The 25,855-nt window shown below is 66.6% G+C and carries 23 protein-coding genes; 11 read left to right on the top strand and 12 right to left on the bottom strand.

The annotated features are described in order from the left end of the window. Position 1: 1 nt before the first annotated feature. From LXM88_RS26370 to LXM88_RS26355, 4 genes are all read right to left on the bottom strand, one after another. Positions 2 to 1,195, bottom strand: a complete 1,194-nt coding sequence (locus LXM88_RS26370; RefSeq protein ID WP_262545596.1) for an efflux RND transporter periplasmic adaptor subunit — start codon at positions 1,193 to 1,195, stop codon at positions 2 to 4. 286 nt (positions 1,196 to 1,481) lie between these two features. Next, positions 1,482 to 2,063 carry an HD domain-containing protein gene (locus LXM88_RS26365; protein WP_262545594.1) on the bottom strand — a complete coding sequence of 194 codons (582 nt, stop codon included), beginning with the start codon at positions 2,061 to 2,063 and terminating at the stop codon, positions 1,482 to 1,484. A gap of 79 nt (positions 2,064 to 2,142) precedes the next feature. Then, positions 2,143 to 2,700 carry a helix-turn-helix domain-containing protein gene (locus LXM88_RS26360; RefSeq protein ID WP_262545592.1) on the bottom strand — a complete coding sequence of 186 codons (558 nt, stop codon included), beginning with the start codon at positions 2,698 to 2,700 and terminating at the stop codon, positions 2,143 to 2,145. Between the two features lie 84 nt (positions 2,701 to 2,784). Next, entirely contained in the window at positions 2,785 to 3,423 is a 639-nt protein-coding gene (locus tag LXM88_RS26355; protein ID WP_262545590.1) for a hypothetical protein, read from the bottom strand. Between the two features lie 358 nt (positions 3,424 to 3,781). On the opposite strand from LXM88_RS26355, the gene LXM88_RS26350 reads away from it, so the two are divergent. The 3 genes from LXM88_RS26350 (at position 3,782) to LXM88_RS26340 (ending at position 6,836) form a co-directional block, all read left to right on the top strand. Further along, positions 3,782 to 5,182 carry an HdeD family acid-resistance protein gene (locus tag LXM88_RS26350; RefSeq protein WP_262545589.1) on the top strand — a complete coding sequence of 467 codons (1,401 nt, stop codon included), beginning with the start codon at positions 3,782 to 3,784 and terminating at the stop codon, positions 5,180 to 5,182. A 94-nt stretch (positions 5,183 to 5,276) separates the two neighbouring features. Next, on the top strand, positions 5,277 to 5,855 hold the full coding sequence (locus tag LXM88_RS26345) for a hypothetical protein (protein WP_262545587.1): 579 nt from the start codon (positions 5,277 to 5,279) through the stop codon (positions 5,853 to 5,855). Between the two features lie 249 nt (positions 5,856 to 6,104). Beyond that, positions 6,105 to 6,836: a ribonuclease T2 gene (locus LXM88_RS26340; protein WP_262545586.1), complete on the top strand. Its 732-nt coding sequence runs from the start codon at positions 6,105 to 6,107 to the stop codon at positions 6,834 to 6,836. Positions 6,837 to 6,924: 88 nt separating this feature from the next. On the opposite strand, the gene LXM88_RS26335 is transcribed toward LXM88_RS26340, so the two are convergent. Both LXM88_RS26335 and LXM88_RS26330 read right to left on the bottom strand, forming a co-directional pair. Beyond that, positions 6,925 to 7,791 (bottom strand): metal-dependent hydrolase, encoded by an 867-nt coding sequence (locus tag LXM88_RS26335; RefSeq protein ID WP_262545585.1) that lies wholly within the window; start codon positions 7,789 to 7,791, stop codon positions 6,925 to 6,927. Beyond that, the gene (locus LXM88_RS26330; RefSeq protein WP_262545583.1) at positions 7,788 to 10,463 is read right to left on the bottom strand and encodes a fatty acid desaturase; all 2,676 of its coding nucleotides are present in this window, start codon (positions 10,461 to 10,463) and stop codon (positions 7,788 to 7,790) included. The genes LXM88_RS26335 and LXM88_RS26330 overlap by 4 nt, the downstream gene beginning before the upstream one ends. Positions 10,464 to 10,524: 61 nt before the next feature. Between LXM88_RS26330 and LXM88_RS26325 the strand changes: the two genes are divergently transcribed. Both LXM88_RS26325 and LXM88_RS26320 read left to right on the top strand, forming a co-directional pair. Continuing rightward, on the top strand, positions 10,525 to 11,235 hold the full coding sequence (locus LXM88_RS26325; protein ID WP_262545582.1) for a hypothetical protein: 711 nt from the start codon (positions 10,525 to 10,527) through the stop codon (positions 11,233 to 11,235). Positions 11,236 to 11,245: 10 nt separating this feature from the next. Further along, entirely contained in the window at positions 11,246 to 12,361 is a 1,116-nt protein-coding gene (locus LXM88_RS26320) for a hypothetical protein (RefSeq protein WP_262545581.1), read from the top strand. Between the two features lie 16 nt (positions 12,362 to 12,377). Here the strand turns inward: LXM88_RS26320 and LXM88_RS26315 are convergent, their stop codons facing one another. Together LXM88_RS26315 and LXM88_RS26310 are read right to left on the bottom strand one after the other, a co-directional pair. Beyond that, complete coding sequence (locus LXM88_RS26315) at positions 12,378 to 13,271, bottom strand: hypothetical protein (protein WP_262545580.1); 894 nt, start codon at positions 13,269 to 13,271, stop codon at positions 12,378 to 12,380. Next, positions 13,268 to 14,110: a metal-dependent hydrolase gene (locus tag LXM88_RS26310; protein WP_262545578.1), complete on the bottom strand. Its 843-nt coding sequence runs from the start codon at positions 14,108 to 14,110 to the stop codon at positions 13,268 to 13,270. The genes LXM88_RS26315 and LXM88_RS26310 overlap by 4 nt, the downstream gene beginning before the upstream one ends. 140 nt (positions 14,111 to 14,250) lie before the next feature. Between LXM88_RS26310 and LXM88_RS26305 the strand changes: the two genes are divergently transcribed. From LXM88_RS26305 to LXM88_RS26295, 3 genes are read left to right on the top strand one after another with little or no spacing between them, the layout of a single operon-like run. Further along, on the top strand, positions 14,251 to 15,189 hold the full coding sequence (locus LXM88_RS26305) for a fatty acid desaturase (RefSeq protein ID WP_262545576.1): 939 nt from the start codon (positions 14,251 to 14,253) through the stop codon (positions 15,187 to 15,189). After that, a complete protein-coding gene (locus LXM88_RS26300; RefSeq protein WP_262545575.1) occupies positions 15,189 to 16,787 on the top strand; it encodes a GH3 auxin-responsive promoter family protein in 1,599 nt (532 codons plus the stop codon). The genes LXM88_RS26305 and LXM88_RS26300 overlap by 1 nt, the downstream gene beginning before the upstream one ends. A 4-nt stretch (positions 16,788 to 16,791) precedes the next feature. Beyond that, positions 16,792 to 17,928 (top strand): aromatic ring-hydroxylating oxygenase subunit alpha, encoded by a 1,137-nt coding sequence (locus LXM88_RS26295; RefSeq protein WP_262545574.1) that lies wholly within the window; start codon positions 16,792 to 16,794, stop codon positions 17,926 to 17,928. 33 nt (positions 17,929 to 17,961) lie between these two features. Here LXM88_RS26295 and LXM88_RS26290 read toward each other — a convergent pair whose 3' ends face one another. The 3 genes from LXM88_RS26290 to LXM88_RS26280 form a co-directional block, all read right to left on the bottom strand. Next, a complete protein-coding gene (locus tag LXM88_RS26290; protein WP_262545572.1) occupies positions 17,962 to 18,915 on the bottom strand; it encodes a fatty acid desaturase family protein in 954 nt (317 codons plus the stop codon). 202 nt (positions 18,916 to 19,117) lie between these two features. After that, positions 19,118 to 19,708 (bottom strand): isochorismatase family cysteine hydrolase, encoded by a 591-nt coding sequence (locus tag LXM88_RS26285; protein WP_262545571.1) that lies wholly within the window; start codon positions 19,706 to 19,708, stop codon positions 19,118 to 19,120. Between the two features lie 802 nt (positions 19,709 to 20,510). Further along, positions 20,511 to 20,903 carry a hypothetical protein gene (locus tag LXM88_RS26280; protein WP_262545570.1) on the bottom strand — a complete coding sequence of 131 codons (393 nt, stop codon included), beginning with the start codon at positions 20,901 to 20,903 and terminating at the stop codon, positions 20,511 to 20,513. Positions 20,904 to 21,287: 384 nt separating this feature from the next. Here LXM88_RS26280 and LXM88_RS26275 point away from each other — a divergent pair, with 384 nt between their 5' ends. Beyond that, a complete protein-coding gene (locus LXM88_RS26275; RefSeq protein ID WP_262545568.1) occupies positions 21,288 to 21,689 on the top strand; it encodes a hypothetical protein in 402 nt (133 codons plus the stop codon). 505 nt (positions 21,690 to 22,194) lie between these two features. Then, positions 22,195 to 23,823 (top strand): hypothetical protein, encoded by a 1,629-nt coding sequence (locus LXM88_RS26270; protein WP_262545566.1) that lies wholly within the window; start codon positions 22,195 to 22,197, stop codon positions 23,821 to 23,823. Positions 23,824 to 23,988: 165 nt separating this feature from the next. Here LXM88_RS26270 and LXM88_RS26265 read toward each other — a convergent pair whose 3' ends face one another. Further along, entirely contained in the window at positions 23,989 to 24,903 is a 915-nt protein-coding gene (locus LXM88_RS26265) for a glutaminase (protein WP_262545564.1), read from the bottom strand. Between the two features lie 219 nt (positions 24,904 to 25,122). Between LXM88_RS26265 and LXM88_RS26260 the strand changes: the two genes are divergently transcribed. Beyond that, a complete protein-coding gene (locus LXM88_RS26260; protein WP_262545562.1) occupies positions 25,123 to 25,833 on the top strand; it encodes a response regulator in 711 nt (236 codons plus the stop codon). Positions 25,834 to 25,855 lie beyond the last annotated feature (22 nt).

Here is a 25,855-nt window from a genome sequence, read left to right as displayed (position 1 = left end):
GTCACACCACGTCCGCCAGCGGCGCGTGCTCGTCCGCGGCGGCTTCGCCGATCACGACGCGCTCGCCGTCCTTCAGGCCGGCCAGCACTTCGACGCGCACGTTGTTGTTGATGCCGATGCGGATGGTCCGCGTTTCCATGCTGCCGTCGGCGCGCAGCACGCGGACCGCATAGGTGCCGTCCTTGCGCTTCTCGCCGAGCGCGGCGGCCGGGATGCTGAGCGCGTTGCGCGCGTTGCCGAGCACGATGTTGACCTGTGCGGTCATCGCAATGCGCAGCCGGTGCTCGGGATTCGGCACTTCGAACAGCGCGTTGTAGAACACCGCGGAGTTCGGTTTCGTGCCGCCGCCCGCGCCGCCGCCGAGCGCGCTCTGCGCGTCGGCGTAGTTCTGCGGCGCCGGCTCGATCGCGCGCAGCTTGCCGTAGTGGCGCTTGTCCGGCTCGCCGAGGATCGTGAAATACGCGGTCTGGCCGGCGTTCACGCGGATCACGTCGGCTTCCGACACCTGCGCCTTCACTGTCATCTTGTCGAGATCTGCGAGCTTCAGGATCACCGGCGCCTGCTGCTGCGCGATCACGGTCTGGCCTTCCTGCGTGACGATCGCGACGACCTCGCCGTCGATCGGCGCGACGATGCGCGTGTAGCCGAGGTTGGCCTGTGCGGTCTCGATCTGGATGCGGGCCGAGCGGATCTGCGCGGCGAGCGACGCGAGCGTCGCTCGCTGCACGTCGAGCGTCGCGCGTGCGGCCTCGAACGCTTCGCGCGACGTCGCATCGTCGGGCAGCATCGCCTGCTGGCGCCGGAACGTGAGTTCCGCCTGGGTCAGTTGCGCGGCGGTCGACTGGTGCTGCGCGCGCAGGCTTTCTTCGCTGGCGCGCGCCTGGCGCAGCGCGTTTTCGGAGATCACGGGATCGATCTCGGCGAGCCACTGGCCCTTCGCGACCTTGTCGCCGAGCTTCACCTTCAGCGTTTTCAACTGCCCCGATACCTGCGCGCCGACGTCGACCTGCTTGAACGCCTGCAGCGCGCCGGTCGCGAGCACCGCGTTCTCGAGATCGCCGCGCGTGACGGGCGCGGACAGGTACTGCGGATGCTTGTCGGGCGCGCAGGCCTTCAGTGCGACGCCGGCGGCGATCGCGACGACGGCAAGGGTAGCGAGCACGATGCGCCGGCGGCGATGGGTCTTCTGAGTCATGAGAATGCGGCGAGGGTGAAGCGGGTGCCGGCGATGCGTGTGGCCGGGCGGGACGATCCGGTCGGCGTCGCATGCCGGGCGTGTTGCCCGCGCCGGCAGCCGCGTACGCATCGCGCGGGCGCGCCGATTCGAATCAGGCGCTCATGGTAAGCGAGGAATTCACGACAAAACGTGTGGAAATTGTGCTGAATTGTGCGAGCGCCGCGCCGGCGCGGCGGTCGGGCGGCGCGTCATTGTTGCGATCTGTGAAAGCGGTGGGCGGTGCCGCGTGCCCGGTCCCGCGAGCTTACGCGCGGTGCCCGCCCGCGTCGATCCTGCGTTGCGTATCGGCATCGACGATGTCGCGGATCGTACTGAACAGCGGCGCGGCATCGGTATAGCGCCGGCCGTAGCCGAGATTGAACGCGTAGTCGAAATCGGGAGGATTGCTGCCCTGGTTGTGCTGCAGGATTGTCTCGAGCTTGTCGAGCGCCTTCGCCGCGCGTGCTTCCGGCGACGCGGCCGCGTCGTATTCCTCCCACAGCGCGACGATCTCGTCGCGCAGCGTGCGGTCGAGCGACGACGTCAGCGTCAGCAGGTCGTTGCGTTCGTGCGCGCTTTTGTCCGGGTGCGCGGCCTGCTCGATCGCGGGAATGTCGCCGTGCAGCGCCTCGCCGAGATCGTGGACGACGCACAGTTTCAGCAGCTTCAGCGTATCGATGCCGGGCAGCGCGTCGGCGAACACGAGCGCCATCAGGCACAGCCGCCAGCTGTGCTCGGCCGTGCTTTCCGCACGCCCGGCCGACGTATGGCCGCTGCGCAGCACATCCTTCAGGCGTTCGGCTTCGCGCAGGAAATCGAGGCGCGCGTGGATCGTGTCGGGGTTCATGGTCGGCGTCCTTGCGATGAGCCGCCTAGCGTAAGGCGGCCCGGCGCGGTTCGTCCACGCATGAAATATGCGCGGCGCGCTACAGCGTTTCCACGAGCCGGGAGGCCGAACCGTCCGACAGCGTCATCCGCGTCCACCGGCACGTGCTGCCGCGGATCGGCACGACGCGCGACGCATTCGTGCCGGTCGCGAATTCGACGCTCGGCGGCCCCGCGCGGTCGCGCCAGCCGAGCGTGTCGAGCGCGGTTTCCATGCGGACGATTTCCGGCGTCGCGTAGCGCCACAGCGACGTGCCGAGCAGCGTCGGCAGCGGTTGCGAGAACTCCGCCGCGCGCGCCGGCGAACTGGCGAGCAGGCGGTGCGTGAGATCGCACACGAGATGCATGCGGCCCGCGCTGCCCGCGATGAGCCGCGCGAGCGCATGGTCGCCCGCGGAATCGAGGCGCGCGGCGAGCAGCCGCTCGGCCGTCGCGCGCTCGTCGGCCGACATCTGCTGCAGGCCGGCTTCCCAGCGGGAGATCGTCGATTGCGCGACGCCGAACAGTTCGGCCGCGTGACTCTGCTTCACGCGGTGCAGCGCGCGCCAGCGCTTGAGCTGCGGGCCGAGCGGCGGCGTGTGAAGCGGAGAGGCGGTCATGGCGATACTCCGGTTGCGGTCGTCGTGTGCGAGCGCGTGTCGCGGGCTGCTGCCGCCTGCACGGCAGCGGCGACGCGGGCGCCGTTACATGATCCGGAGGCCGCCGTTTGCCTCGATCGCGATGGCCGCGAACGGCACGAGCACGATGCCGCCCAGCACGAGCACACCGTCGGCGGCAACCGTGATCGGCGTCGCGAGAATCCGCAGCCCCATGCCGACGACGGATGGCGATTCCTCGATGTACACCGAGTACGGCTTGTTGAATGGCTGCGCGGTCCCCGTGTCCTTCGCGGCGAAGCCTTCCGTCGAATAGCGTTTGCCGTCGATGTCGCCTTCGAGCACGAGGCCGGCTGGCTCGGCGGTGAATCCGTCGGCGGCGGCCGCCTGTCGATCGCTGTCCGGCGCGTCCTTCGGCAACACGATCCGGTAGTGGCCGGTGACGCTGCCACCGCTTGCATGGAAGCCGATAAACGCCGTGCGCAGCGATTTCCGGTAGCCCGACAGCAGTACCGGCCGCAATTGGGCCGGCAGATCGAAGATGTAGTGGTAACGCGCGCCGAGGACGACCAGCTTCTTGCCGTCCTCGGAAATCATGAATCCGGATACTTGTTCGCGGTATGCGTCGTCCTTGTACAGCTTCGGCGTAAAACAGCCCGACAGCGCAAGGCTGCTCGCGGCGACGCCGGCGGCCAGCAGGCGCCGGCGCGTGATCGATGTACTCATTTCTTGTTGTCCCGTCTGGTGCGGTTCAGCGGGCTTTCGCCCTCGGAAGCCGGATTCTCGCGTATTCGCCGCGCGCTGTCGAACGGGAAATCTGCCGTGGCAGCGCAACCGGGCCCGCCGTATCGGGCGGTGCGCCGGGATGTCCGGGCCTGCCGAAAGCGTTTTCGTCAGGCTTTCAACCGACTCCGCCATATCTTATTATTCGGCCAGAGCAACGTGTACCGGCCGCCATCGGTCATGCCGACGGACGACGCACCGGTATGGATTGCCGACTTTCGACGATTGCGTCGCACGACGCACGGTCGAAATGACAGGAAACGCGAGGCCGCGCGTTTCCCAAAAATGACACGAGAGCGCGATGGTACGACTGATCTTGCTGCTGCTGGGCATCGAATATCTGCGCACCCGCTGGCGCGGGCTGACCGTGCTCGGCTGGCTGTGGGTCGTCGCGGGCGTCGTCATTTTCGTCGACGCGCTCGACGGCGCGCTGCATTTCCCGATCGAGCTGTTTGCGTGGCTGTTCCTGATCGAGGGGCTCGCGACGCTCGCGGTGGCCGGCAGCGGCGTCGGCGGGCAGCGCATCCTGCGCTACGTGAAGGGCATCGTGGTCGTGGTGGCCGCGGGCCTTGTGTTCGCCGGGCATCACCACGGCCATTTCCTGCTGTCGATGATCTTCGGCACGCTGTTCCTCGTCGACGGGATGCTGCAGTGCACGTCCGCGTGGATGGTGCGCTACCGCCGCTGGAACGTCGCGTTCGCGTGGGGTGTCGTCGAGATCCTGCTCGCCATCTTCTTCTTCCAGCCGTACCCGACGCACTACGTCGGCACCGTGCCTTACTGCCTCGGCCTGCTGATGTTCGGCGGCATGCACATGCTGAGCCTCGCCGCGCGCGTGCGGCGGCTGACGCGCAATCCCGCGTTCGCGACGTCGCCCGCGCCGGCGCTCGCGCCCGATCTCGACGACACGCACGACCGGCCGCATTTCGCGCAGTCCGAATGGGACGGCCCGCCGGCCGACGGCGAATGCGCGCTCACCGTGCACGTGTGGACGCCGACCGGCACGTCGAAGGCCGAAGCGCAGCGTTATCCGGTGATCGACCGCTACATCGCGGCGGTCGACGTCAACGGCGTGATCTCGACCGGACACGCGGCGCTGGAGTCGCCGGAGGGCATCTATATCAGCCTGTATCCGGGCGTCGAAATCGATCGTTCTCCGGACGAATTCACGCGCATCCTGCGCGCCACGCGCGAAAACGACGTGCCGGGCCTGTTCCAGCCCGACTACGCGACCGAGTCGAACGCGTGGTGCCCGTCGACCGTGCGCGTGCGGATCCGCAACTACGATCCGGCGAAGCTCGACGCATTCTGGTCGGTTTACCGGCAGAACGTGACGTACAACCTCACGCACCGTAATTGTTCGAGCACCGTGTCGAATGCGCTCGAAGCCGCGCTCGACGGCGCGGTGTGGCGGTTGAAGGGCGCGCGGGCCGGGTGGGGCGCGTTCGTGCGGCTGCTGCTCACGCCCGAGCTGTGGGTCGCCGCGCAGATCCGCAAGCGCGCGGTGACGATGGCGTGGACGCCCGGCCTCACGCTCGACTATGCACGCGCGCTCAGCATGCTCGCCGATCCGCGGCCGTTCGCGTGGTGGAAGGTCGCGCGCTCGGCGGTGCAGGCGATCATGGCGTCGCGCCGCGCGTGGCGCGAACAGGACAGTGCGGCACTGTCGCCCGGCGGATCGGAGGCTGCGTCGATGAAGTGATCGCGTGGCGCCGGACGAGGGCCCGGTGCCGCAGGGGCCGCCACCGCGCGGCCCGGCGAAGGTGCCCGCCATAACAACCCACAGACGAACAACAATGAACAAGACGAGAGCATTCCGCATCCTGATTCCCGCTGCGCTGGCGCTGGCGAGCGCAGGCCTCGCGCATGCGGCCGAGGACGAAGTGCCGCGCATGAGCAACGACGTGTACCGGACTTCGGTGTCGTTCTGCTCGAACGTCGCGGCCGCCGAGAAGATCGAGTGCCAGGGCGACATGATCGCCGCGGGCAGCCGGATCGTCGCGGCGATCGGCGGGCTGCCGCCGGCGTCCGCCGCTTCGATCGACGAAGGCGCGCGCAGCAAGCTGCCGGAGGCCGAGCGCAAGGGGCTTGCGCCGGTCGAGCCGGGCGCGATCGACAAGGACGACGACGTGGCCGGCCTCGCCGGCATGGTGCGTCTGTGCGACGTGTACGAATCCGAACCGCCGTCGCGTGCGCGTCATCACGCGGCGCTGAAGCAGCAGGCGCCGGCCGCCGCGCCGCGCGTCGAGGCGTTGCTGGCGGATGCGTCGACGGCGGCGCGCCGGCGCGTCAGCATCGGCGTGTGGCAGATCCTCGTGCTCGAAGGCCCCGAATCGGTTGCGCGCGCATGCACGCAGCTCGGCGCCGGATCGTGAGCGACGGCGTGCCGCCGGGGAGGCGGCACGCATCGGCCGTGCGCGGTAGCGGTATCGGGCGGGACGTGGCACGAGCGGCCGTGCCCGCGTTTCGCGACGATTCCGCGCGGCGCGACGGCCAGGGCCCCGCCGCCAAATAATTCGGCCACCTTCACATTCGTGCCACGTTGCGGAAGCAACAATCGCGGGCAGACATTCGACAATCTTGCGGCGCATCCCGCGACCGCAAGCCTTTTCCGAGGAAACGCCATGCTCAAGACGCTCGCCCGCGCCGTTGCCGCACTCGCCGTTGCTTCCGCCTCGCTGCACGCCACCGCGCAGACCAGCTACGACTACCTGTTGCTCGCCGCGTCGTGGGAGCCCGGCTTCTGCGCGTCGCACGACACGCCCGAATGCACGAACCTCGCCGGCTCGTATGCGGCGACGAGCCTGTCGCTGCATGGCCTGTGGCCGAACCGGTACGACGGCAACCAGCCGTTCTACTGCGGCGTGCCGCAGAACGACGTCGACCTCGACAACGCGCACCAGTGGTGCAGCATGGATGCCTACCCGATCAGCAGCGCGACCCGCAACTCGCTGTCGACGTACATGCCGGGCGTTGCGTCGTGCCTCGACAAGCACGAATGGTTCAAGCACGGCACCTGCTCGAATTCGGCGTCGCCCGATGCGTACTGGAACCAGGCGTCCGGCATGATCAGCCGGCTCGGCAACACGTCGTTCAACGCATTCCTGCAGGCGAACGCGGGCAACACGGTCACGCGCAACCAGTTGCTGTCCGCGTTCGAAGGCGCGTTCGGCAGCAATACGCGCAGCGCGGTGTCGCTGAAATGCACGAAGACGAATGGCGTCAGCTACTTCACCGAAGCGTGGATCGCGGTGAAGACGAATGCGACCTCGCAGTTCCCGAGCGCCGCATCGCTCGTGACGGACGGCAATACGCAGGGCACGTGCCCGACGTCGGGGGTGTATATCGCGAAGTGATGCGGGGCTCGCCGGTCGGCAACGGCATGCTGGCCGGCGTGTGGCGAACTGTTCCGGCATGCATGGCGGCGGCAGCCGTCCCGGAATCTCAGACCCGTTCCTCGAGCGCGCGACGTGCAATTCGCAGCACCTCATCGCTGTCGATCCGGTCAGGGTGAAACTGCGGCGCGAACCAGAACAGCCAGGCCGGCAGGATCCGCGTGAAGATGCCCGGATGCACGAACAACCACCATTGCAGGCGCGCCCATTCGCGCAGATTGCTGCGCTGCCGATCGGCGGCGGCGAGGCGGTACATGAAATAGGTCAGATCGAAGACGAAATACACCGAGACCGCCAGCATGGCGCCGCAGCGAATCAGGTAGCGCCTGACCGGTCGCGGCTCGATGGCGGCAAGCACGTCGAATGCGACCGCCTTGTGTTCGGTTTCCTCGATCGCATGCCATCTCCAGATCGCTGCCATTTGCGGATCCGCCCCGTCGAGCACCGCCGGGTGCCGCAACAGTTGATCGGCCAGGATCGCCGTGAAGTGTTCGAGACAGGCCGTCGACGCGAGACGCGTGATGGCCGGCATGGCCGACAGGCTGTTTTGCTGGCGGCGCTGGATCAGCGCTTCGAGTTGATCGACCGGGGCGCCTTGTGCGACGAGCCGGTCGTTGTAGCACCGGTGTTCGCGAATATGCGTGGCTTCCTGGTGGATGAATCCTGAGATGTCTTCAGCGAGCGGCGTATTGTTAGGGATCCTGTCGCGAAAATGCTTGACGCTGTCGATGAAAAATCGTTCGCCGAGCGGGAACATGATCGAGAACGCATCAAAGAAGCGCGTGACGTGACACCAGCTGCGATACCAGTATCGCGGGATGGTGTCGTCGAGCGGGAAACGCACGTCGCGTTGCGGGATCGGAGGCGAGGCACGCGTCGCATTGGGCGTGCGCGAACGCCGGAAGGGAAGTTTCATGTCGACTCGATTGCCGGGCGCGTCAGGCGCTGGCCCCATCGCATGCCGGGTTGCTCCAGATAGCGGTACGAGAGTGAGGCAACCAGCGCGATCGCGCTCAGCGACCCGATGCCGGCCAGCGCCAGTTGAGACCCTCGGACGGACGCGAAGCCCCCGGCGCGCCACAGTATTTCGTAGGTGACGAGCAGGACCGGAAGGTGGCAGAGATAGATCGAATACGCACGTTCGCCCACCCAGCGCATCGCGACGCTCAACCGGCCTGGGCGCGGCACGCCGCGTCGATGGTCGCCGGCCGCTTCCAGCCAGACGAGGCCGGCGGCAGCCAGCGCGATGACGGCAATGGATGCGCGTGCCGATATGAGCGGGGCGCAGACGAGGGCTGCCAGCAGCGCGATCCTGGCCGGCGACATGAGGCTTCGGACGGGGAGCATGGCCGCAAGGCGACGGGATGCTTGCGTCCGGTGGAACGCATACACGCCTGCGCCGAGCACAAGCGCGTCGACACGCAGGAACCAGCGCAGATCGAACGCATGATAGGGCAGGGTATTGAGCAGCGCGACACCCGTCAGCGAGACGATGAGCAACGTGCGCAGCCGCACCACGAGCAACGCGGTCGCGAGCACGACGTAGAACTGTTCTTCGAGCGACAGGCTCCAGTAGATCGCCGTCAACTGCGGCAATCCGCATTGCGCCGCGGCGCCACCGGCATGGCACGCGGCCCAGAAGAAGTTGGCGTAACCGAACGCGCCGGCGGCCGTCGCGCGCAGTTGTGCGACCGTGTCGAGGTGGCCGAAAGCCGTCAGCGTGAAGCCGAGCGCGATGCCGATGGCGAGCCACGTCCAGGCGGCGGGTAGCAACCGGCCAATCCGCCTGGTCCAGAACGCGCGCCATGTGGCGCCATCGATGCGATCGGTTGCGCTTTTGGCCAGCAGCGAGCGGCTGATCACGAACCCCGATATCGCGAAGAAGAGATCGACACCGCCCCAGAGCGACAGCTTGTCGACCGCGGCACCGGCATCGGGTAACGCCAGCAGATAGTGCTGGATGAGAACGAGCAGGATGGCGACACCGCGCAGCTCCTGAATGCCAGGTAACCTCGACAATGCCGCCGCATGGCCTGGCGATGCTTGGTGTTCCGCGTATCGACTGGATGAAATATCGGCGTCTGCAGCTCGGGTGCCCGCATCGGCTTGCTCGAAGGCCGGGGCACGCCGTTCCGCAACCGGGCGCCTGCGCCAGAGCAGCGCGATGAGTTCGCGCGACTCCAGTCGGCGTTCGTTGCTACCCACCGCCTCCGGCAGCGCATGCCACGGAATCGAAGGATTGCGGTGATGCTGCAGATGCAGATTGATGTGGTACGGCCACACGAGCACACGGCCGATCCATCCCGTCCGCCATGAATACGTCCAGTCGCTCCAGCCCGGCGTTGCATCGGGTCCGCCGCTGTGCTCGGCCATGCTGCGAATCTTTTGCAGCAGCACCGACAGCGTGAGTAGCGGTACGAACCACAGCGCCGCGACCAGCAGAATCGTTCGCGCGGAACAGGCCCACACGAGCAATGCGACGATCGCCACCCATACCGCCGCCGCCGCATGAAACGGCAGCCCGAGCCGCACGTGCGGCGCGCCGGCGCGTCGAAACGCGGCCATGTTGCGTACCATGTTCAGCACGAACAGGTCGCCGAGCAGTTGCCGCGCGAGCGCGCGCGCGTCGAGCGGCCGGAATCGCCATGGCTGGCCGTGATAGAGAAACTGACGCTCGGGGTCTTGCACGGTGCCGAGATGCCGGTGATGCGCGAGATGCAGCGGCCGGTAGAACTCGACGGGCACGAGCCCCGGTACGCCGATCGCGAGGTTGATCAGGAAGTCGTTGAGGCCACGGCCACGCGCAAGGTGATAGTGCGCCGCGTCGTGATACAGGATGAACAGCGCATGCTGTCGGGTTGCGACGACGAGCGCCGCGAGCGCGGTCAGGTACCACGCGTCCAGCGCGATCGCGACACGCAGCGCGACGATGATGCACGCCCATTCGATCAGTAGCGCGGCTGTCGTACGCAGATTCACTCGCAGCCGCAACAGCGCGATCGTCAACGCGCCGGCGGCGAGGCCGACCGCGCCGCCCGATGCGACGTCCGTCACGCGATGCTGTCCGGTGGTCAGCACCGTCACCGCCAGCAGCGCGCTCCACGCGACGAACAGCAGGGCCGGCCGCTTGCGTAGCGCGAGCAGCACGCTCGCGATCGCGACGGGCAGTGCGATGTGCCCGCTCGGCGACGCGGCCAGCGGTGTATCGAGCCGTTGCAGCCACGCGATCCAGCCCGTATCGGCGGCGGGCCACACGATCGCGTTGGGGTGAAGCAGATGGCTTGTCAGGCAGAGCCCGGCCGCGAGCGCGCCGGCGAAGAACGCCGGCAGCAGCCACGCGCGGCCGCGCCCGAGCCACACGAGCGCGGGCATCACGAGCAGGTAGGTCAGGTAGAGCGGTACGGTGCCGGGCAGTACGGGAATCGCCTGATCGAGTGCGCTCGCCGGAATGATCTCGATCGGGCCGAGCGGCCGGTGCGTGACGAAGCGATAGAGCATGCCCGTCACGACCAGGTAGGCGACGAGCACGAACCATGGCCGGGCGATCGGCGCGATGTTCGCATCCTGGCGGGAAAGGACCTGGGGCATGGCGTGAGCGGGCGGATGACCGGCTATCATAGCAAGGTGTTCAGCCTTGCAGGAGTGCCCGATGGAGTTGCGCGCCACCGCCGTCGGCCGTGCGGCCTTGCGCCCGGAGGACATCGACCGGATGTTCTCGTTGTATGCAGCGTCCTATTGCGACACCGGTCGCGCACAGTTCGACCGCGACCTCGGAGACAAGACGCACTGCATCGTGCTGCGCGACAGCGGCGGCGCGATCCAGGGCTTCTCGACGCTCAAGCAGTACGATGCGCACTGGCGCGACGCGCCGATTCGCGTGATCTTTTCCGGCGATACGATCATCGATCCCGCGCACTGGGGCACGCAGCATCTCGCGTTCGCGTGGATCCGCCATGCGGGCGACGTGTGGCGGCAGGCACCCGCCGTGCCGCTGTACTGGTTCCTGATCTGCAAGGGGCATCGCACTTACCGCTACCTGCGCGCGTTCGCGCGCGATTACGCGCCACGCGCGGGCGGCGCAACCGCGCCGGCCACGCAGGACCTGATGGATTACCTGGCCGCCAGCCGCTATGGGCATGCGTACGATCCTGCTACCGGCATCCTGTCGTTCGACACGCCGCAAGGCCGGCTGACACCCACGCTTGCGGAGGTGCCGGCCGCGCACCAGCGGCTCGCCGACGTCGACTATTTTCTGGCGCGCAACCCCGGGTATGCGCGTGGCGACGAGCTTGTGTGTCTGTGCGAACTGTCGGCGGCGAACCTGCGGCCGCTGGCGCGCCGGCTGTTCGATGGCGCGTGAGCCGGCACGGATGCAGATTCGTCTCGCGCAGCCGGCCGACAACGCGCGCATCCTCGATTTCCAGACCCGCCATGCGATGCAAGGTAGCCTGCCGTTGCGTTTCGACCGCGCGCCCGACTACTTCGCGCTGCACCGTTGCCATGCATCCGCCCACGAAGTGTGGCTCGCGGAGGACGAACAGGTGGCGCTGAAGGGGATCGCGAGCCTCGTCGTGCGCGATGGCTATCTCGGCGAACATGTGCAGCCCGTCGCCTATCTCGGCGATCTGCGGCTGATGCCCGACCGCCGGCTGTCGCGCGGATGGGCCGACGCGGTGCGCGAGCGTTTCGCAACCTTGCGGCGCGAGGCGGGCGTGCATCATGCGTATTGCTGCATGATTCGCGACAACCAGCTCGCGATGCAGTCGCTTGCACGATCGCGGCGTGAGCACCGGTTGCGCTTCACGCATTGGCACGGCTACGAGAACGTGTCGATCTATGCGCAACGCGGGCTGTCGTCCGCGCCGCGCAGCGTGCCCGGCATCCGGATCGTCGACGCACAGTCGCATCACGCGGACGCGCTGCGCGCGTTTCTCGATGCGGAGTCGCGCCGCCAGCCGTTCGGCTGCGTATTCTCTGCGGACGAATTCGCGCGTCGGCTCGATACGTGGCCCGCGTTCGGCATCGATTCGTTCCTGCTGGCGCTCGACGCGCGCGACAACCTGCTTGGCTGCGTCGCGCCGTGGGATGCCGGCGACATCAAGCGGATCGTGCTGGAACGCCTGCCGTTGTCGCTGAATGCGATCCGCGTCGCGTTCAACGCGCTGGCGCCCGCGTTGCGCCGCCCTCGCATCGCGGCACCCGGCGAGCCGCTGCGCGACGTCTACCTGACGCACCTGCAAGTGCGCGGCCGCGATCCGGCCGTATTCGCGGCGCTGCTCGACGCCGCGTGGGCGCGCGTGCGCGATCGCTACGCGCTGATGCAGCTATGCCTGTACGACGCCGATCCGTTGTGGCCGGCGCTCGCGCGCTATCGTGCGACGCGTACGCCGATGGACCTTTATACGCTGTCGACCGGCGAGCCGGCCGAGCCCGTCGACGGGCTGCTGGCCGGCCGCGTGCCGGGCTTCGAGATTTATCTGGTCTGACGACGGGCGGTACGGCTCACGCGGGCCGCGCGACGTGAAGCAGGTCGGCAACGGCGAGCCAGAAGCGGCCGGCGTCGAAGCCGAGCCCGCCGAGCACCGGTTGGCCGTGATCGAGCTGCGGCAGGCAGATCTGCGGGATGCCCGGCATCACCTGGTGCTCGAGATAGAACTGCCCGTCGTGCGCGCAGCCGGGACGATAACTATTCAGCCGCGCGTGATGTGAATCGAAGCGCGTGGACGCTTCGACGGACCAACTCACCGCATGCATGAGATGCAGGTCGCGCGGCAGCGCCGCGAGCATCGCGCCGACGCGCGGATCGCGTCGACTGCTGATGTCGCGCGTGCCGCCGTCCGCCCAGCGCGTGCGCAACAGGCGGTGCGCAATGCGGTCGGGCCACGGCGCGACCACGTGCGGCGGCAGGCCGTGACGGAAGATCGTATCGACGATCGACGACGGACCGACCGGCGGCTGCACGAGCGCAATGCCCGCGCAACGCTTCGCTGACACCGGATCGCCGACGAGCGCGGCGAGCATGTCGATGCCGCCCTTGCTGTGCGCGAGCACGACGAATTCGCCGCCGGCCGGCAGGTGCGCACGCAGGTGCACGCCGATATGCGCGCCCTGATCGAACACGCCGCGCGCGGAACGCACGGGCACCGTCAGCACGCGGTAGCCGGCCGCGCCGAGCGTTTGCCGCGCGCCGCGATTGCAGCCAGGCAGCCATTCGGAGTACAGCCCGGCGACGAGCACGATCGTCGTCGTCAGCGGCAGGCGGGTGGTGCGTTGCATCCAGCTGTCGATGAACGAGTCGGTCCGGTCGAGCGTCGCGTCGGCCCGTGCGAACGGCGTTAGCGGATAGTGGCGGCGCCAGTCGTCGAACCCGTCGGGTGTCCACGGCGCGCGCGTCATGCGTGCGACTCCGGTTCGCGTTCGAATGCGGCCAGATACGGTTCGAGCGCGGCGTGCGCCGCAAGCAGCGACGCGTCGCTGTCGATGCGATCGGGGTGATAGCGAGGCGAGAACCAGAACAGCCACATCGGCATCACGCGCGTGAAGATGCCCGGTGCGACGAACAGCCAGCGTAGCAGTTGCAGCCAGCCGCGCACGTTCCGCGTCTGCCCGTCGACCGCGACGAGGCGGTGCACGAAAAAGATCAGGTCGACCATGAAGTAGACCGAGATCCCGAGCATCGCCGCGCAGCGCACGACATAGCGCCGCGCCGCGTTCGGCATGGCCGCTGCGAACACGTCGAACGCGACGGTCTTGTGTTCAGTTTCCTCGATCGCATGCCAGCGCCACACGGCCGCCATCGTCGGATCGGCGCCGTCGAGGATCGACGGGTCGCTCAGCAGGCGGTGCGCGAGGATCGTCGTGTAGTGTTCGAGGCACGCGGTCAGCACGAGCCGCGTGACGGGCGACACCTGGCGCGCGGCGTTGCGCTGGCGCTTTTCGAGCAGCGCTTCGAGCGCGTCGACCGGCACCCGCTGCGACGCGAGGCGCGCATTGTAGAGCCGGTGCACGCGGATATGCGACGCTTCCTGCCGCACGAACGCATCGACATCGGCCGCCAGCGACGTATCGCCGCCGACGCGGTCGCGAAACGGCCGCACGCTTTCGATGAAGAAGCGCTCGCCGAGCGGAAACATCACGGAAAACGCGTCGAAGAAACGCGTGACGTGACACAGGCCGCGATACCAGTGGCGCGGAATGCGTTCGTCGATGTCGAAGCGCACGTCGCGCGTCGGCATTCGCGACGCGGTGGAGGAGGTGTCGGTGGAGCGACCCGGGCGCATGCTAGTTCGGCCTCGTTCCGTACGCGGCCCGGTCCGTTACCGGCGACTGACGCATCTGTTGTATCCTCCCGTGCAAACAACCGCCATTCCGAGCCATGAACCGACCGAGCGCGCCGGCCGCCGCGGCACAGACCCGACACTACGATCGCGCGAACCTGCTGGTGCTCGCGCTGCAGACCATCGTGTGGGCCGGCACGCTCACGTGGCTTTCGCATACCGGCGCCGGCGCGATGAAGTGGTTCGTGCTCGTGCCGTTCTGCCTTGTGATGCAGGGCGTGTTCTCGATGATGCACGAAACCTTTCACGGGTTCGGGCATCGCCGGCCGATCGCGAATTATATGATGATGTGGTGGGCTTCCACGATGTTCGGTGCGGCCGCGACACTCATTCACGTGAACCATCTCGGCCATCACGTGCGCAACCGCACGCGCGCCGAGCGCGCGGATTTCGCGACGGCGGACGAATCGTTGCTGCGCAAGCGCATCGAATACTACGCGGCGATCCTCGGCGGCATCTGGCTCGGCAGTTTCGTCGGCAGCTTCGTGCTCGCGCTGGTGCCCGGCCGCACGATGCAGCGGCTCGCCGCGCGCGGCGACGACAACACCTACGCGGCCGCCTTCAAGGAATTCACGACGGCCGACTTCCGCCGCATCCGCTACGAAACGCTCGCCGCCGTCGGCGCATGGCTGCTGGCCGGCTGGCTGCTCGACTGGTCGGTGTCGGCGGTGCTGGTCGCGTATGTCGCGTTCGCGTTCTCGTGGTCGTCGCTGCAATGGGTGTACCACATGCGCACGCCGCTCGACGTCGTCGAAGGCACGTACAACATGCGTGCGCCGACACCCGTGCGCTGGCTGCTGCTGAACTTCAACTACAACCTGACGCATCATCGCCGGCCCGCGCTGCGCTGGCAGGACATGCACTCGGCGTCGGACCTGCGCGAGACGCGGCCGCTGTGGTACGGCTGGCTCACGATCTTCGTGCCGCCTCGCCGGTTGCCCGACGATCTCGCTCAACTCGACAAGACCTATTTCTGATGGACGCCACCGCCCGCAACTCGGCCGACGCATGGCGCACGTTCGCGCGCGCCGCACAACCGGACGTCGATCGCTGGCTGGCGGGCCTCGAAGCGCCGGGCGATGCGCAGGCGCGGCGGCTGATGGCACTGCTCGCCGCGAACCGCGACACGGCATTCGGGCGCCGGTTCGGATTCGACCGGATCGACAGTCCCGCGCAGTTTCGCGAGCGTGTGTCCGTACATGCGGCTGCAGATTTCCTGCCGTGGCTCGATCGCGTTTCACATGAACCGGAACCGGTGCTGACCGCCGAGCGCCCGGTGTTCCTCGAACGGACGAGCGGCAGTACCGCGCGCCAGAAGCTGATTCCGTATACACCCGCGTTCCTGCGCGAACTGCAGGCCGCGATGGTCGTGTGGCTGGCCGACATGTATCGCGCGTGTCCGGCGCTCGGCGAAGGGCGCGCGTACTGGTCGATGTCGCCGCCGCTGCAGGCGCCCGGCGTTGCGCCGAACGGCATTCCGGTCGGCTCGGCGAGCGATCTCGATTATCTCGGCGACAGCAGCGCGGCCGCGCTTGCGTCGACGCTGCTCGTGCCGCCGCTGACCGGCGATGCGTCGACGTGGCGGCGCGAGACGTTGCGCGCGCTCGTCGCCGACGAAGCGCTCGCGTTCATCAGCGTGTGGAGCCCAACGTTCCTGACGAGCGTGCTGCGCCCGCTGTTCGATCGCGACGATGCCGACGGCACGCGCGATCTCGCGTGGGTCGATGCGTCATTGCCGGCGGACCGTCGCGCGGCGCTGCGCCGCGCGATCGAGGACGGCGATTGCCGCGCGCTGTGGCCGCGTCTGGCCGCGGTGAGCTGCTGGCTGGACGGCCCCAGCAAGCATTACGCCGATGCGTTGCGCGCGCGGTTCCCGAGCGTGCAATGGCTGCCGAAGGGGCTGTTCGCGACCGAAGGTGTCGCCAGTATTCCGTTCGGCGAGGGCGACGGCTGCCCGCTGGCGATCGGCAGCCACTACCTTGAATTCGTGCGCGACGATGGCAGCGTGTGCGACGTCGAAGGGCTGAGGCCCGGCGAAGACGCACAGGTGCTGCTGACCACGGGCGGAGGGTTGTATCGCTATGCGCTCGGCGATCGCGTTCGCGTGGTCGGCATGACCGCGCGAACGCCGCGCATCGCGTTCGTCGGGCGCGCGGCGGCGACCGTCGATCTCGTCGGCGAAAAGCTCGACGAGCCGATCGCGGCCGCTGCGCTGAACCGGGCGCGCGGGCAACACGGTGAAGTCGGCGCGTGCATCGTGCCCTGCACCGCGCGGGAAGGGCTGCCGCACTACGTACTGTGCGTCGCCGGAGACATCGGCGGTGACGAAGCCGACGCGATGCGCGCCGCCGTCGAAGCTGAGTTGGCGCAGGCGTTTCATTACGCGCATGCGCGCCGCATCGGCCAGCTCGGCCCGCTGCGCGTGCGCTGGCTCGCCGGATCGCCAGCGCGTCTCGGCGACTTGCAGCAGCGTGCGGCCGAACGCGCCGGCATCCGCGCGGGCGACGTGAAGCCGTGCGCGCTGGTGACGCGGCTGCCGATGGCCGACGCGCTGCTCGCGATGACGGATGAATGACCCAATGAACGACAGGATCGAACCACGCGGATGCGGGCAGGATTGCCCGTCGCGCGACGCGGCGCATGCGCAAGAACCTGCGCTGCCGGCCGACGGCCTGCACGAGCAATGGTTCGTTGCGTGCACGGAGCGCGAACTCCCGCGCGACAAGCCGCTCGGTGTCCGGATTCTCGACACCGGCATCGTGCTGTTCCGGCAGCGCGACGGCGGGATTGCCGCGCTGATCGATCAATGCGTGCATCGCGGCACGCGCCTGTCTGCCGGCAAGGTCGACGGCGACGCGCTCGTCTGCCCGTATCACGGCTGGCGCTACGACGGGGAAGGGCAGGTCGTCCATGTGCCGAGCATCGACGGCACGCGGCCGACGGGCACGCCCGGGCGCTACCCGTTCCGGCAGCGCACGCTGCCCGTGCAGGTGCTCGACGGGCTCGTGTGGGTGTATCTCGGCGCGGGCGATTCGTCGGCACGCGCGATATTCCGGATGCCGTTCCGTGACGTTGTGCCGTGGCAGTCGTACTTCATGGTCAACACGTTCGACGGTGACATCGCGATGCTCGCGCAGAACTTCATGGACGTGCCGCATACGGTGTTCGTGCACGACGGGATCTTCCGCAGCAGCCGCGGGCAGGCGATGGAAGCGACGGTCGCGGCGACGCCGGACAGCGTGTCCGTCACCTATCACGACGGCGACGACAAGATCGGTTTCTGCGTCGACTGGCTCACGAACCCCGATCGCGTGCCGCTCGCGCACGTCGACCGTTTCATCGCGCCGAACGTGACGCGCTGCGACTACCTGTGGGGCGAGCGTTCCGGGTTCCTGATCGTCAGCCAGATCACGCCGATCGACGCGCGCCGCTCGCGCGTCTACACATACATCGCCTATCGCTTCAGGCTGCCGCGCTGGGTGCTGCGCACGCTGCGGCCGCTGCTGAACCTGTACACGCATCTCGTGATCCAGCAGGACGTGCGGATCATGCGCGCGCACCGGCAGGGCCTCGACAACGCGCCGGGATTCCGCGCGCACAACGTGCGCGCGGACATCGTGCATGTCGCGATCGACCGGCTGCTCGACGCGGTGAAGCGCGGCGAACCGCTGCCGGCCGAGCAGTGCGGCGAGAAGGTGATGCGGTTCGAGCTGTAGGCGCGGCATGCGATGCCGCGCGGGGAAGGATGTCTAGTGCGCGGTGCCGGCTACGTCGGGCCGGAGCGGCGCGAACGCGTTGCCATCCGTCAGATAGCGATGCACGGCCGGCAGATGCTCGAGCGCGAGCGCCGGATACGCGTGATGCACCTGGTGATAGCCGATGTTGCGCGGATACAGCACGAGCTTGCCGATCCAGCCGAACGTCATCGTACGTGTCATCCGCCAGATCGATTCCGGCGAACGTTCGCCGACCTCGACGTGGTCGTGTTCGAGCAGCACGCGGTTCGCGTTCATGATGCCACCGACGATCCACGGCAGTCCGTAGTAAGTGAAAAACGACAGATCCCAGTGCACGACGGCGGCGATCGCGAGCAGATAGCCGGCGCAGTGCGGCAGGTCGGCGCGCGCGCAGGCGACGACTTCGGGATGACGACGCAGATCCTGGCGCGAGCGGTCCTGCATGAAGCCGCGCGCATACCACGGCCGGAACGCGGGCCACGCGAGCGCGAGCGGCGCCATCAGCGCGCGCAGCGGCCACCAGACCGGCAGCAGCGCGCCGCGCAGCATCATCGCGCGCCGCACCCAGCCGCCGCGCGCGGCCAGCCGGTGCAGGTACGGATCTTCGGCGGTGCCGACCGCGCGATGATGGCGCAGGTGGTGATAGCGCATCGCGGCGATCGATGAACCGATGGTCCAGCCGGCGAGCGCGTCGACGAGCGCGAGCGGCAGCGTCATGCGCCGCGCGGGAATATGGCACGCGTCGTGCAGGATCACGCCGAAGGCCTGCAACCGGCCCGCGATCAGCAGCACGGCCGCGACGTAGACGAACGGATTCGGTACGAAACGGATTGCAGCCCAGCACAGCAGGATGCCGAGCCAGTCGACGCACGCATAGCGGACGAGCCGCCACGGCCGCGCGCCGGCGGCGAACGGCAGCGTGCGGTTCAGTTCGGCAGGTGTCGGCAGGGTGGATGGCGTGGGCATTCGGCGGTGTCGGGCGTGTCGTTGAAGACGCGCATGCAGGCGTATCGGTCGGGAATATACACCGGTTTCGCGCGACGAGCGGCCGCACGGGCATGGGCCGATGCGGCCAATTCCCCGCGCGGCGCGTGCAGAACCGGCGGGTGCCGGAACCGCCCGGCAAGCCGTCATGCTGTGGGCGCTTCCGGGCGATGCGGTCGGACCGTTACCCGAGCAGCCGCAACGCATCCTCGAGCGACAACACCGTCGTGCGCGACTCGAACGCGGTGTCGAACAGGTGTTCGTGGACCACCTGATCCGGGTCGTAACAGCAGTCCTTGACCGTGTACAGCCGGAAGTCCGCGTCGCTCGCATATGCGACCGACGACAGTACGACGCCGGTCGACGCGATCCCGACGAGGATCAGCGTATCGATCCCCAGCGCGGCGAATCGCGCCTGCAGATCGGTGCCGAAGAACACGCTCGCGCGATGGGCTTCGATGACCGGCTCGTTGTCCCGCCGGCCGAGCTCCGGCGACGGGCCATCGTCGACGAACAGTCCGAGCCGCTTGATGCCTTGCCCGTTTTTGTTCAGCGGGCTGACTTCCGGATAGCCGGGGCTGAAGTGGAGATTCGCGAACCAGACGCCGACGCCGCCGGCTCGCGCCGCGTCGCATAGCCGGCGCGTATTGGCGAGCAATTCGGGGGCGACCGACGGGAAAAGTCCGAGGATGTCGGTCTGGTAATGCATGACGAGCAGCGCGGTTTGCGACGGCACGATGGCCGTTGCGTTATCCGATATGTTTTGCTGATTCATGACTGACGGCCCTCGGGTGTTGTTGGTTTTACCGCTGCTTTTTCTCGGTATCGGCGCATTCCCGCCGGCTGTCGTTGCAGACGGCGACGAATGCGTACATCAGCATAGCAGCGGTCGCCGTCGCGCGAGTCGCGGCTGCCTGATCGATCCGCCGCGCGTTGACCGGGCTCGCCGAACCATCGCGTCACAGCCCGAGCGGCATTTGATGTGTCGTGCTTCGCGCCCCGCGGAAGCTGGCGTTGGCGCGTCAAACAATCGACCGCCCCGTATCCGTCGTCAACCACTCTTGCGTCAGCGTGCTGGAACTCCGGCAATAAACCGACTATGTCATCCCGGCGCCGACCCAGCGGGCGAGTACCGCGCTGCATTCGACGACCGGGTTCGGCCAGGAAGAGACACTCGACCCAAGCACGAGGATGGTTGACAATGCCTCGCGCAAGAGTGCGATTGCCACGCGCACGCACGTGACGACCGAATCACCAACTCAGGCCGCACGGAAATGAGACACTCTTTCGGATATCTGCATGAGGTTTGGCTATGTCCCGACGGGCACGGACAATCGCTTCCTGCATGCATTCCATATGGACCAGATGGCGACGCAGCACGTGCGCTTAATGAGTCTGGAAGTGAGTGGGTCTGGACATTCTGGGCGCGTTCACATGCAGAGGCTATGGCCGTCTACTATGAATTTGTAGGCTACGGAGAATATAGCGTGCAGGACGATCTCGATCGGCAGCCCTATTCACCCGCTGCGTACGAGCGCCAGGCGGCGTACTTGCTTCGAGACGGCTCGCTTGGGGTCTCAAGCTCGGAAGTCCGGCGCTAACCGCCAGTGAACAAATGGCGGATACGATGTTCCGCCCAGGAAGGCCAGAAATACTTCCACGACCTGATCGGCCATGAACCATTCATCTGAGCGCATCGGGATTTTGCCCGCTCGGAAGACCAGGATTGTGCCATCAGGGCGTACAGGCGAAGGGTTGTTATGGAAGGCTCTCCATCGTTGCGCGCCGGATTCAAAGCGCTCGATCATACAGCTGGCGCCACCGCCGGCTACTTGCACGTAGTTGCCTGCGTCGTCAGTCAATGACGCATAAGATGACTTGCCATAGCTTCGCAGCGACTTGAGCGCACGTGTGATCTGTGCGGGAGTCGGCACAGTGTTTACTGGTCTGCCCTCGATTTCGAGTTTCATCGTCGATCCATCTTGATCCCTTTCAACCAGATGCGAATCATACCAACGCGGAAACCCAATAACGAATGACCGCTATCAGCGCATTCAAAGGACCGCTCAGGGCCGATGCCGAACCTTGACGTCGCTCGGCAGCGCATCGTTCGATGCCCGTCATGGACGGGACCGCACCGATAGACGCAAGCGTTGAATTCCGGTCTCGGTCGAAACAGCGGCCGTCTGATCGTGGAGTAGTATTCCCCCATGTCCAGGTTATTGCTCGGCCTCTACGGCGCACAGCCAACCCATCCGTGACGAGGGCGGCAAGCTCGTCAAAGGGTTTGGAAACTGCTTCAACGATACGTGTGGCCGCGTCGGCCGTGACGACGACATCGATGGGAATGCATCATGTCAACCGAGTGGAAGCACCGCGTCAGACTGTTTATCCAGCGTTTCTGGCAGCCGACCAGTGCGTGCATGACCTGCATGCCGGGGAGCTGGGGCAATATCATGAGCCTTGCCCACTGGACCATTGCATTTCATACAGGTCTGCTTACCGGGCTCCTGGCTGTACTTCTGACTTTCACGCCTGTGGCGAAACTCTACACACATCGATACGGCAATGCGCTGGTCGTTGGCGTCCTGACAACGTTGGGCGACGCCTACTCGCACACGAGTCACTACCGTATCCCCTATGTCGAGCACATCGTGACGGGGGCAATTTCAGGTCTCTTGACGCTGGCGGCGTCATATCTCTTCGAAGACCGCGCGCGGCGCCTTCGGGCAGCATGGGCTCGGGTTTTCGGATAGCTTGTCCGCTGACTTTCTGAATCCACCGGCCAAGCGGAAAGAGGCTCCCCGGTGTGGCTACGCTTCATGATCGGGAGGCTGCGCATGGACAACGGGAGCGCGCGACCGTTACATGCCCCAGCGTCAGGGCGCAGCCATGAAGGGTCACTCGTCCGAATCGTCAGACCGACATTGACGCGTCCGGCCCTCGTCCATGACCGTGCGTTGCGTCGAATTCCACTTGAGTGACTGCGTTGGAGGCTATGACCGAGCGGTTGCTATCGTTCAGCACGTTCGGTCTGTTCATGAGAATGTGAAGCAGCCTAGGGTTTCCGAGCTTGATGGCAGGTACCGCCTTGACTAAAAAAAAAGTGCTCGCTACTGAACTCCTCCTGTCGGAGTCGTCCGCGGCTGACCCTAGCCCTCTCCAACAAAAATGTAATCTTGACGGGCAGCGCCGCCGGGCCACCACCACTTTCGACGATCTCGCGTGAGGATTGCCCTTCGCCCTGCGGAGGAGGTCATCATGTATCACAAGCAGCTAATAAGCGCATGCGTAATCGCGGCCCTTGCAGCCACTCCCGCGCTTGGCCAACACGAGGAACACGCCGCTGCGGCGCCGGATGGCGGAACGTTCGGCACCGTGAAGTTCCCCACTTCATGCAGCCCTGCGGCACAAGTCCAGTTCGAGAAGGCACTGGCGATGCTGCATTCATTCTTTTACCCTTCGACGGTCAAGGCGTTCGAGGCCGTGACCCGGATCGATCCGCAATGTGCGATTGCGTACTGGGGTCTTGCGATCGCCCAGCGTATCAATCCGCTGGTCCCACCTTTTGACGAGACAGCACTCAAGAGCGGACTGGACGCGGTGGACAAAGGCTTGGCACTGGGCCCCAAAACCGAGCGAGAGCGGGACTGGCTGCTCGCAGCCAAGGCGTTTTATCAGGACTATGACAAAGTCCCCCAACGCGAGCGCACGTTGGCCTATACACAGGCGATGGAGCGCATGACGCAGAAATATCCCGACGATTCGGAGGCCGAGATTTTCTATGCCCTCGCGCTTAACGAAAGCGCATCGCCGAGCGACAAGACATACGCCAACCAGCTCAAGGCTGCGGCGATCCTGGAGAAAATCTACCGCGAGCACCCCGACCACCCCGGTGTCGCGCATTACCTGATCCACAGCTACGACTACGCACCGCTCGCGCAGCGCGGGCTGCCGTTTGCCGACAAATACGCGCAGATCGCGCCGGCGGCGCCGCATGCATTGCACATGCCGTCGCACATCTACTCGATGCTCGGCATGTGGGAAGCATCCATCAAATCGAACGATGCGGCGCTGAAGGTCATGCAGCAAGAAGCCGCCCGCAGCTGGCCGGGCGCCACCCACCCATCGGCACCCCATTCATGGGATTTCGAGGAGTACGCCTATCTGCAACTGGGTCAGGACGCGCATGCAAAACAGATCCGCGATGACGCGAATGCTGCCACGAAATTTCCATTTGACCGACTGGTAACCTATACCGCGCTGGCCGCCATCCCGGCACGCTATGCGCTTGAGCGCGGCGACTGGCAAGGGGCTGCACAGCTCGAGCCGCGTGGCAGCCGGTGGCCGCAAGCCGAGGCCGTCACGTATTTTGCTCGTGCCCTGGGCTGCGCTCGCGGCGGCAACGCGGACAGGGCGCAGACCAATATCGATATGCTCACGCAGTTGCAAGCCAGGCTTGAACAGTCCAGCCAGCCTTACTGGGCCGAGCAGGTCCACCTTCAGATCCTGGCCGCGTCGGCGTGGCTGGCCCATGCCCGCGGCAAGGATGATCAGGCGCTGGAACAGATGCGCGCCGCGGCCGCGCTGGAGGACGGGAGCGAAAAGCATGTCGCGATGGAGAACCGGCTGTACCCGATGCGCGAGCTGCTGGGCGAGATGTTGCTCGATCTGAAGCGGCCTGCCGACGCGCTGAAGGAGTATGAGGCGTCGATACGGACGACCCCCAACCGCCTGCGCGGCCTGTATGGTGCGGCGAAGGCGGCAAATCTGGCGCACGATAAACAGAAGGCGCAGTTCTACTATGGGAAGCTTGTCGCGCTCACGCAGAACGCTGACGCGGTCCGGCCGGAGGTACGCCAAGCCAAGCTGTATCTTGACCAGCATTGAGGCGGCCGGCATTGACCGATGCACCCCTGGAAGCGGCCGTTGAGGCTGAGTCGTGTCAACTGACAGAAACGGGGCGATTGCTGCCGATCGCTGAATTTCCCATTGAGCGCGTCGATATGAATCTGCCGCCGTCGCGCCAGATGACGTACGCCTAACTTCGGCACGTCAAAAGATCGACCGCCCCGAATACGTCGTCAACCACTCCAAAGCCAGCGTCCCCGCCAACGAGTTTCCATTCGCATCGAGCCCCGGCGCCCACACGCACACGGCCATCTCGCCGGGCAGCACCGCGACGATCCCGCCGCCGACGCCGCTTTTCGCGGGCAGCCCGACGCGATACACGAAATCGCCGGCCGCATCGTAGGTGCCGCAGGTCAGCATCAGCGCCGACAGCCGCTTCGCGGAACTCGAATCGACAACGCGCTCGCCGGTCACCGGCGCGACGCCGCCGTTCGCGAGGAACAGCGCGGCGCGCGCGAGCTCGACGCAGTTCATCGTGATCGCGCACTGGCGGCAATACGCATCGATCACCGTGTCGGGCGGCATCTGCATGTTGCCGAAGCTCGCCATGAAGTGCGCCATCGCGCGGTTGCGCTCCGCGTGCTGCAGTTCCGACAGCGCGACGCGCGAATCGTAGTCGATATCGGTCGCACCGATCAGCCGCCGCACGAATTCGACGAGCGCCGTCTCGGCCTTCACGAAGCGGCGGCACAGCACGTCGGTGACGACCAGCGCGCCGGCATTGATGAACGGATTGCGCGGCTTGCCGCGCTCGCTCTCGAGCTGCACCAGCGAATTGAACGCGGTGCCGGACGGCTCGCGGCCGACCCGTTCCCACAGCGCATCGCCCAGCATCTGGAACGCGAGCGTGCACGCGAACAGCTTCGAGATGCTCTGGATCGAGAAGCGCTCGTACGCGTCGCCGACCGTGCAAACGTTTCCGTCGAGCGTCACGACGGCCATTCCGAACTTGTCGGCGGGGATTTTCGCGAGTTCGGGAATGTAGTCGGCGACGCGTCCCTGGCCAATCCAGGGGGCGAGTTCAGTGTGGATGCGTTCGAGGATCGTCTGATAATTCATCACGTCAGGCAGGGTAGAGGCGTGGCCCGGATTCCGGCGAGCCCGTATGGAACCGTCCCGGCGCCGATTCGTCAAGCGCGGCAGGCATCACGCCCTTATTTTCAAGACGGGCAAACGGGCAACCGGCGGGCGCAGTATCATGCGGTACGTTTCGGCCGATGGCCGGCGCCCGGAATGACCGGCGCCGCAGCGGCTTCCTCGATGACCCGACCGTTGCCCATGTCTTTTCGCATCCTGCTCGTCGAAGACGACACCCGCCTGTCCACGCTGATCGCCGGCTACCTGCGCAAGAACGACTATGAAGTCGACACTGTGCTGCATGGTGACGCCGCGGTGCCGGCGATCCTGTCCATTCGTCCCGATCTGGTGATTCTCGATGTGAACCTGCCGGGCAAGGACGGCTTCGAAATCTGCCGCGAGGTGCGCAAGCAGTACGACGGCGTGATCATCATGGTGACGGCGCGCGACGAGCCGTTCGACGAATTGCTGGGCCTCGAATTCGGCGCGGACGACTACGTGCACAAGCCGGTCGAGCCGCGCATCCTGCTCGCGCGGATCAAGGCGCAGCTTCGCCGGGCACCGGCGCGCGCGCCCGAGAGCCCCGCGTCGCAGCCCGAACGCTATGCATTCGGCAAGTTCTCGATCGACCGCACCGACCGCACCGTCGTGCTGCCGGACGGCAGCACGCCCGATCTGACGTCGGCCGAATTCGACCTGCTGTGGGCGCTCGTGTGCCATGCGGGCGAAGTCGTCAGCCGCGACGACCTGATGCTGCAGTTGCGCGGCGTCGAATTCGACGGCCTCGACCGCACGATCGACGGGCGCATTTCGAAGCTGCGCCGCAAGCTGCGCGACGACGCGAGCAACCCGCAGCGGATCAAGACGATCCGCAGCAAGGGTTACCAATTCAGCAAGCACGCGTGGGAATGACGCCGCCGTCAGGCGACGCCGT

The organism is Burkholderia sp. S-53, assembly GCF_025560745.1.
Classification (GTDB): domain Bacteria; phylum Pseudomonadota; class Gammaproteobacteria; order Burkholderiales; family Burkholderiaceae; genus Burkholderia; species Burkholderia pyrrocinia.
This window is presented reverse-complemented; position numbering and strand designations above follow the sequence as displayed.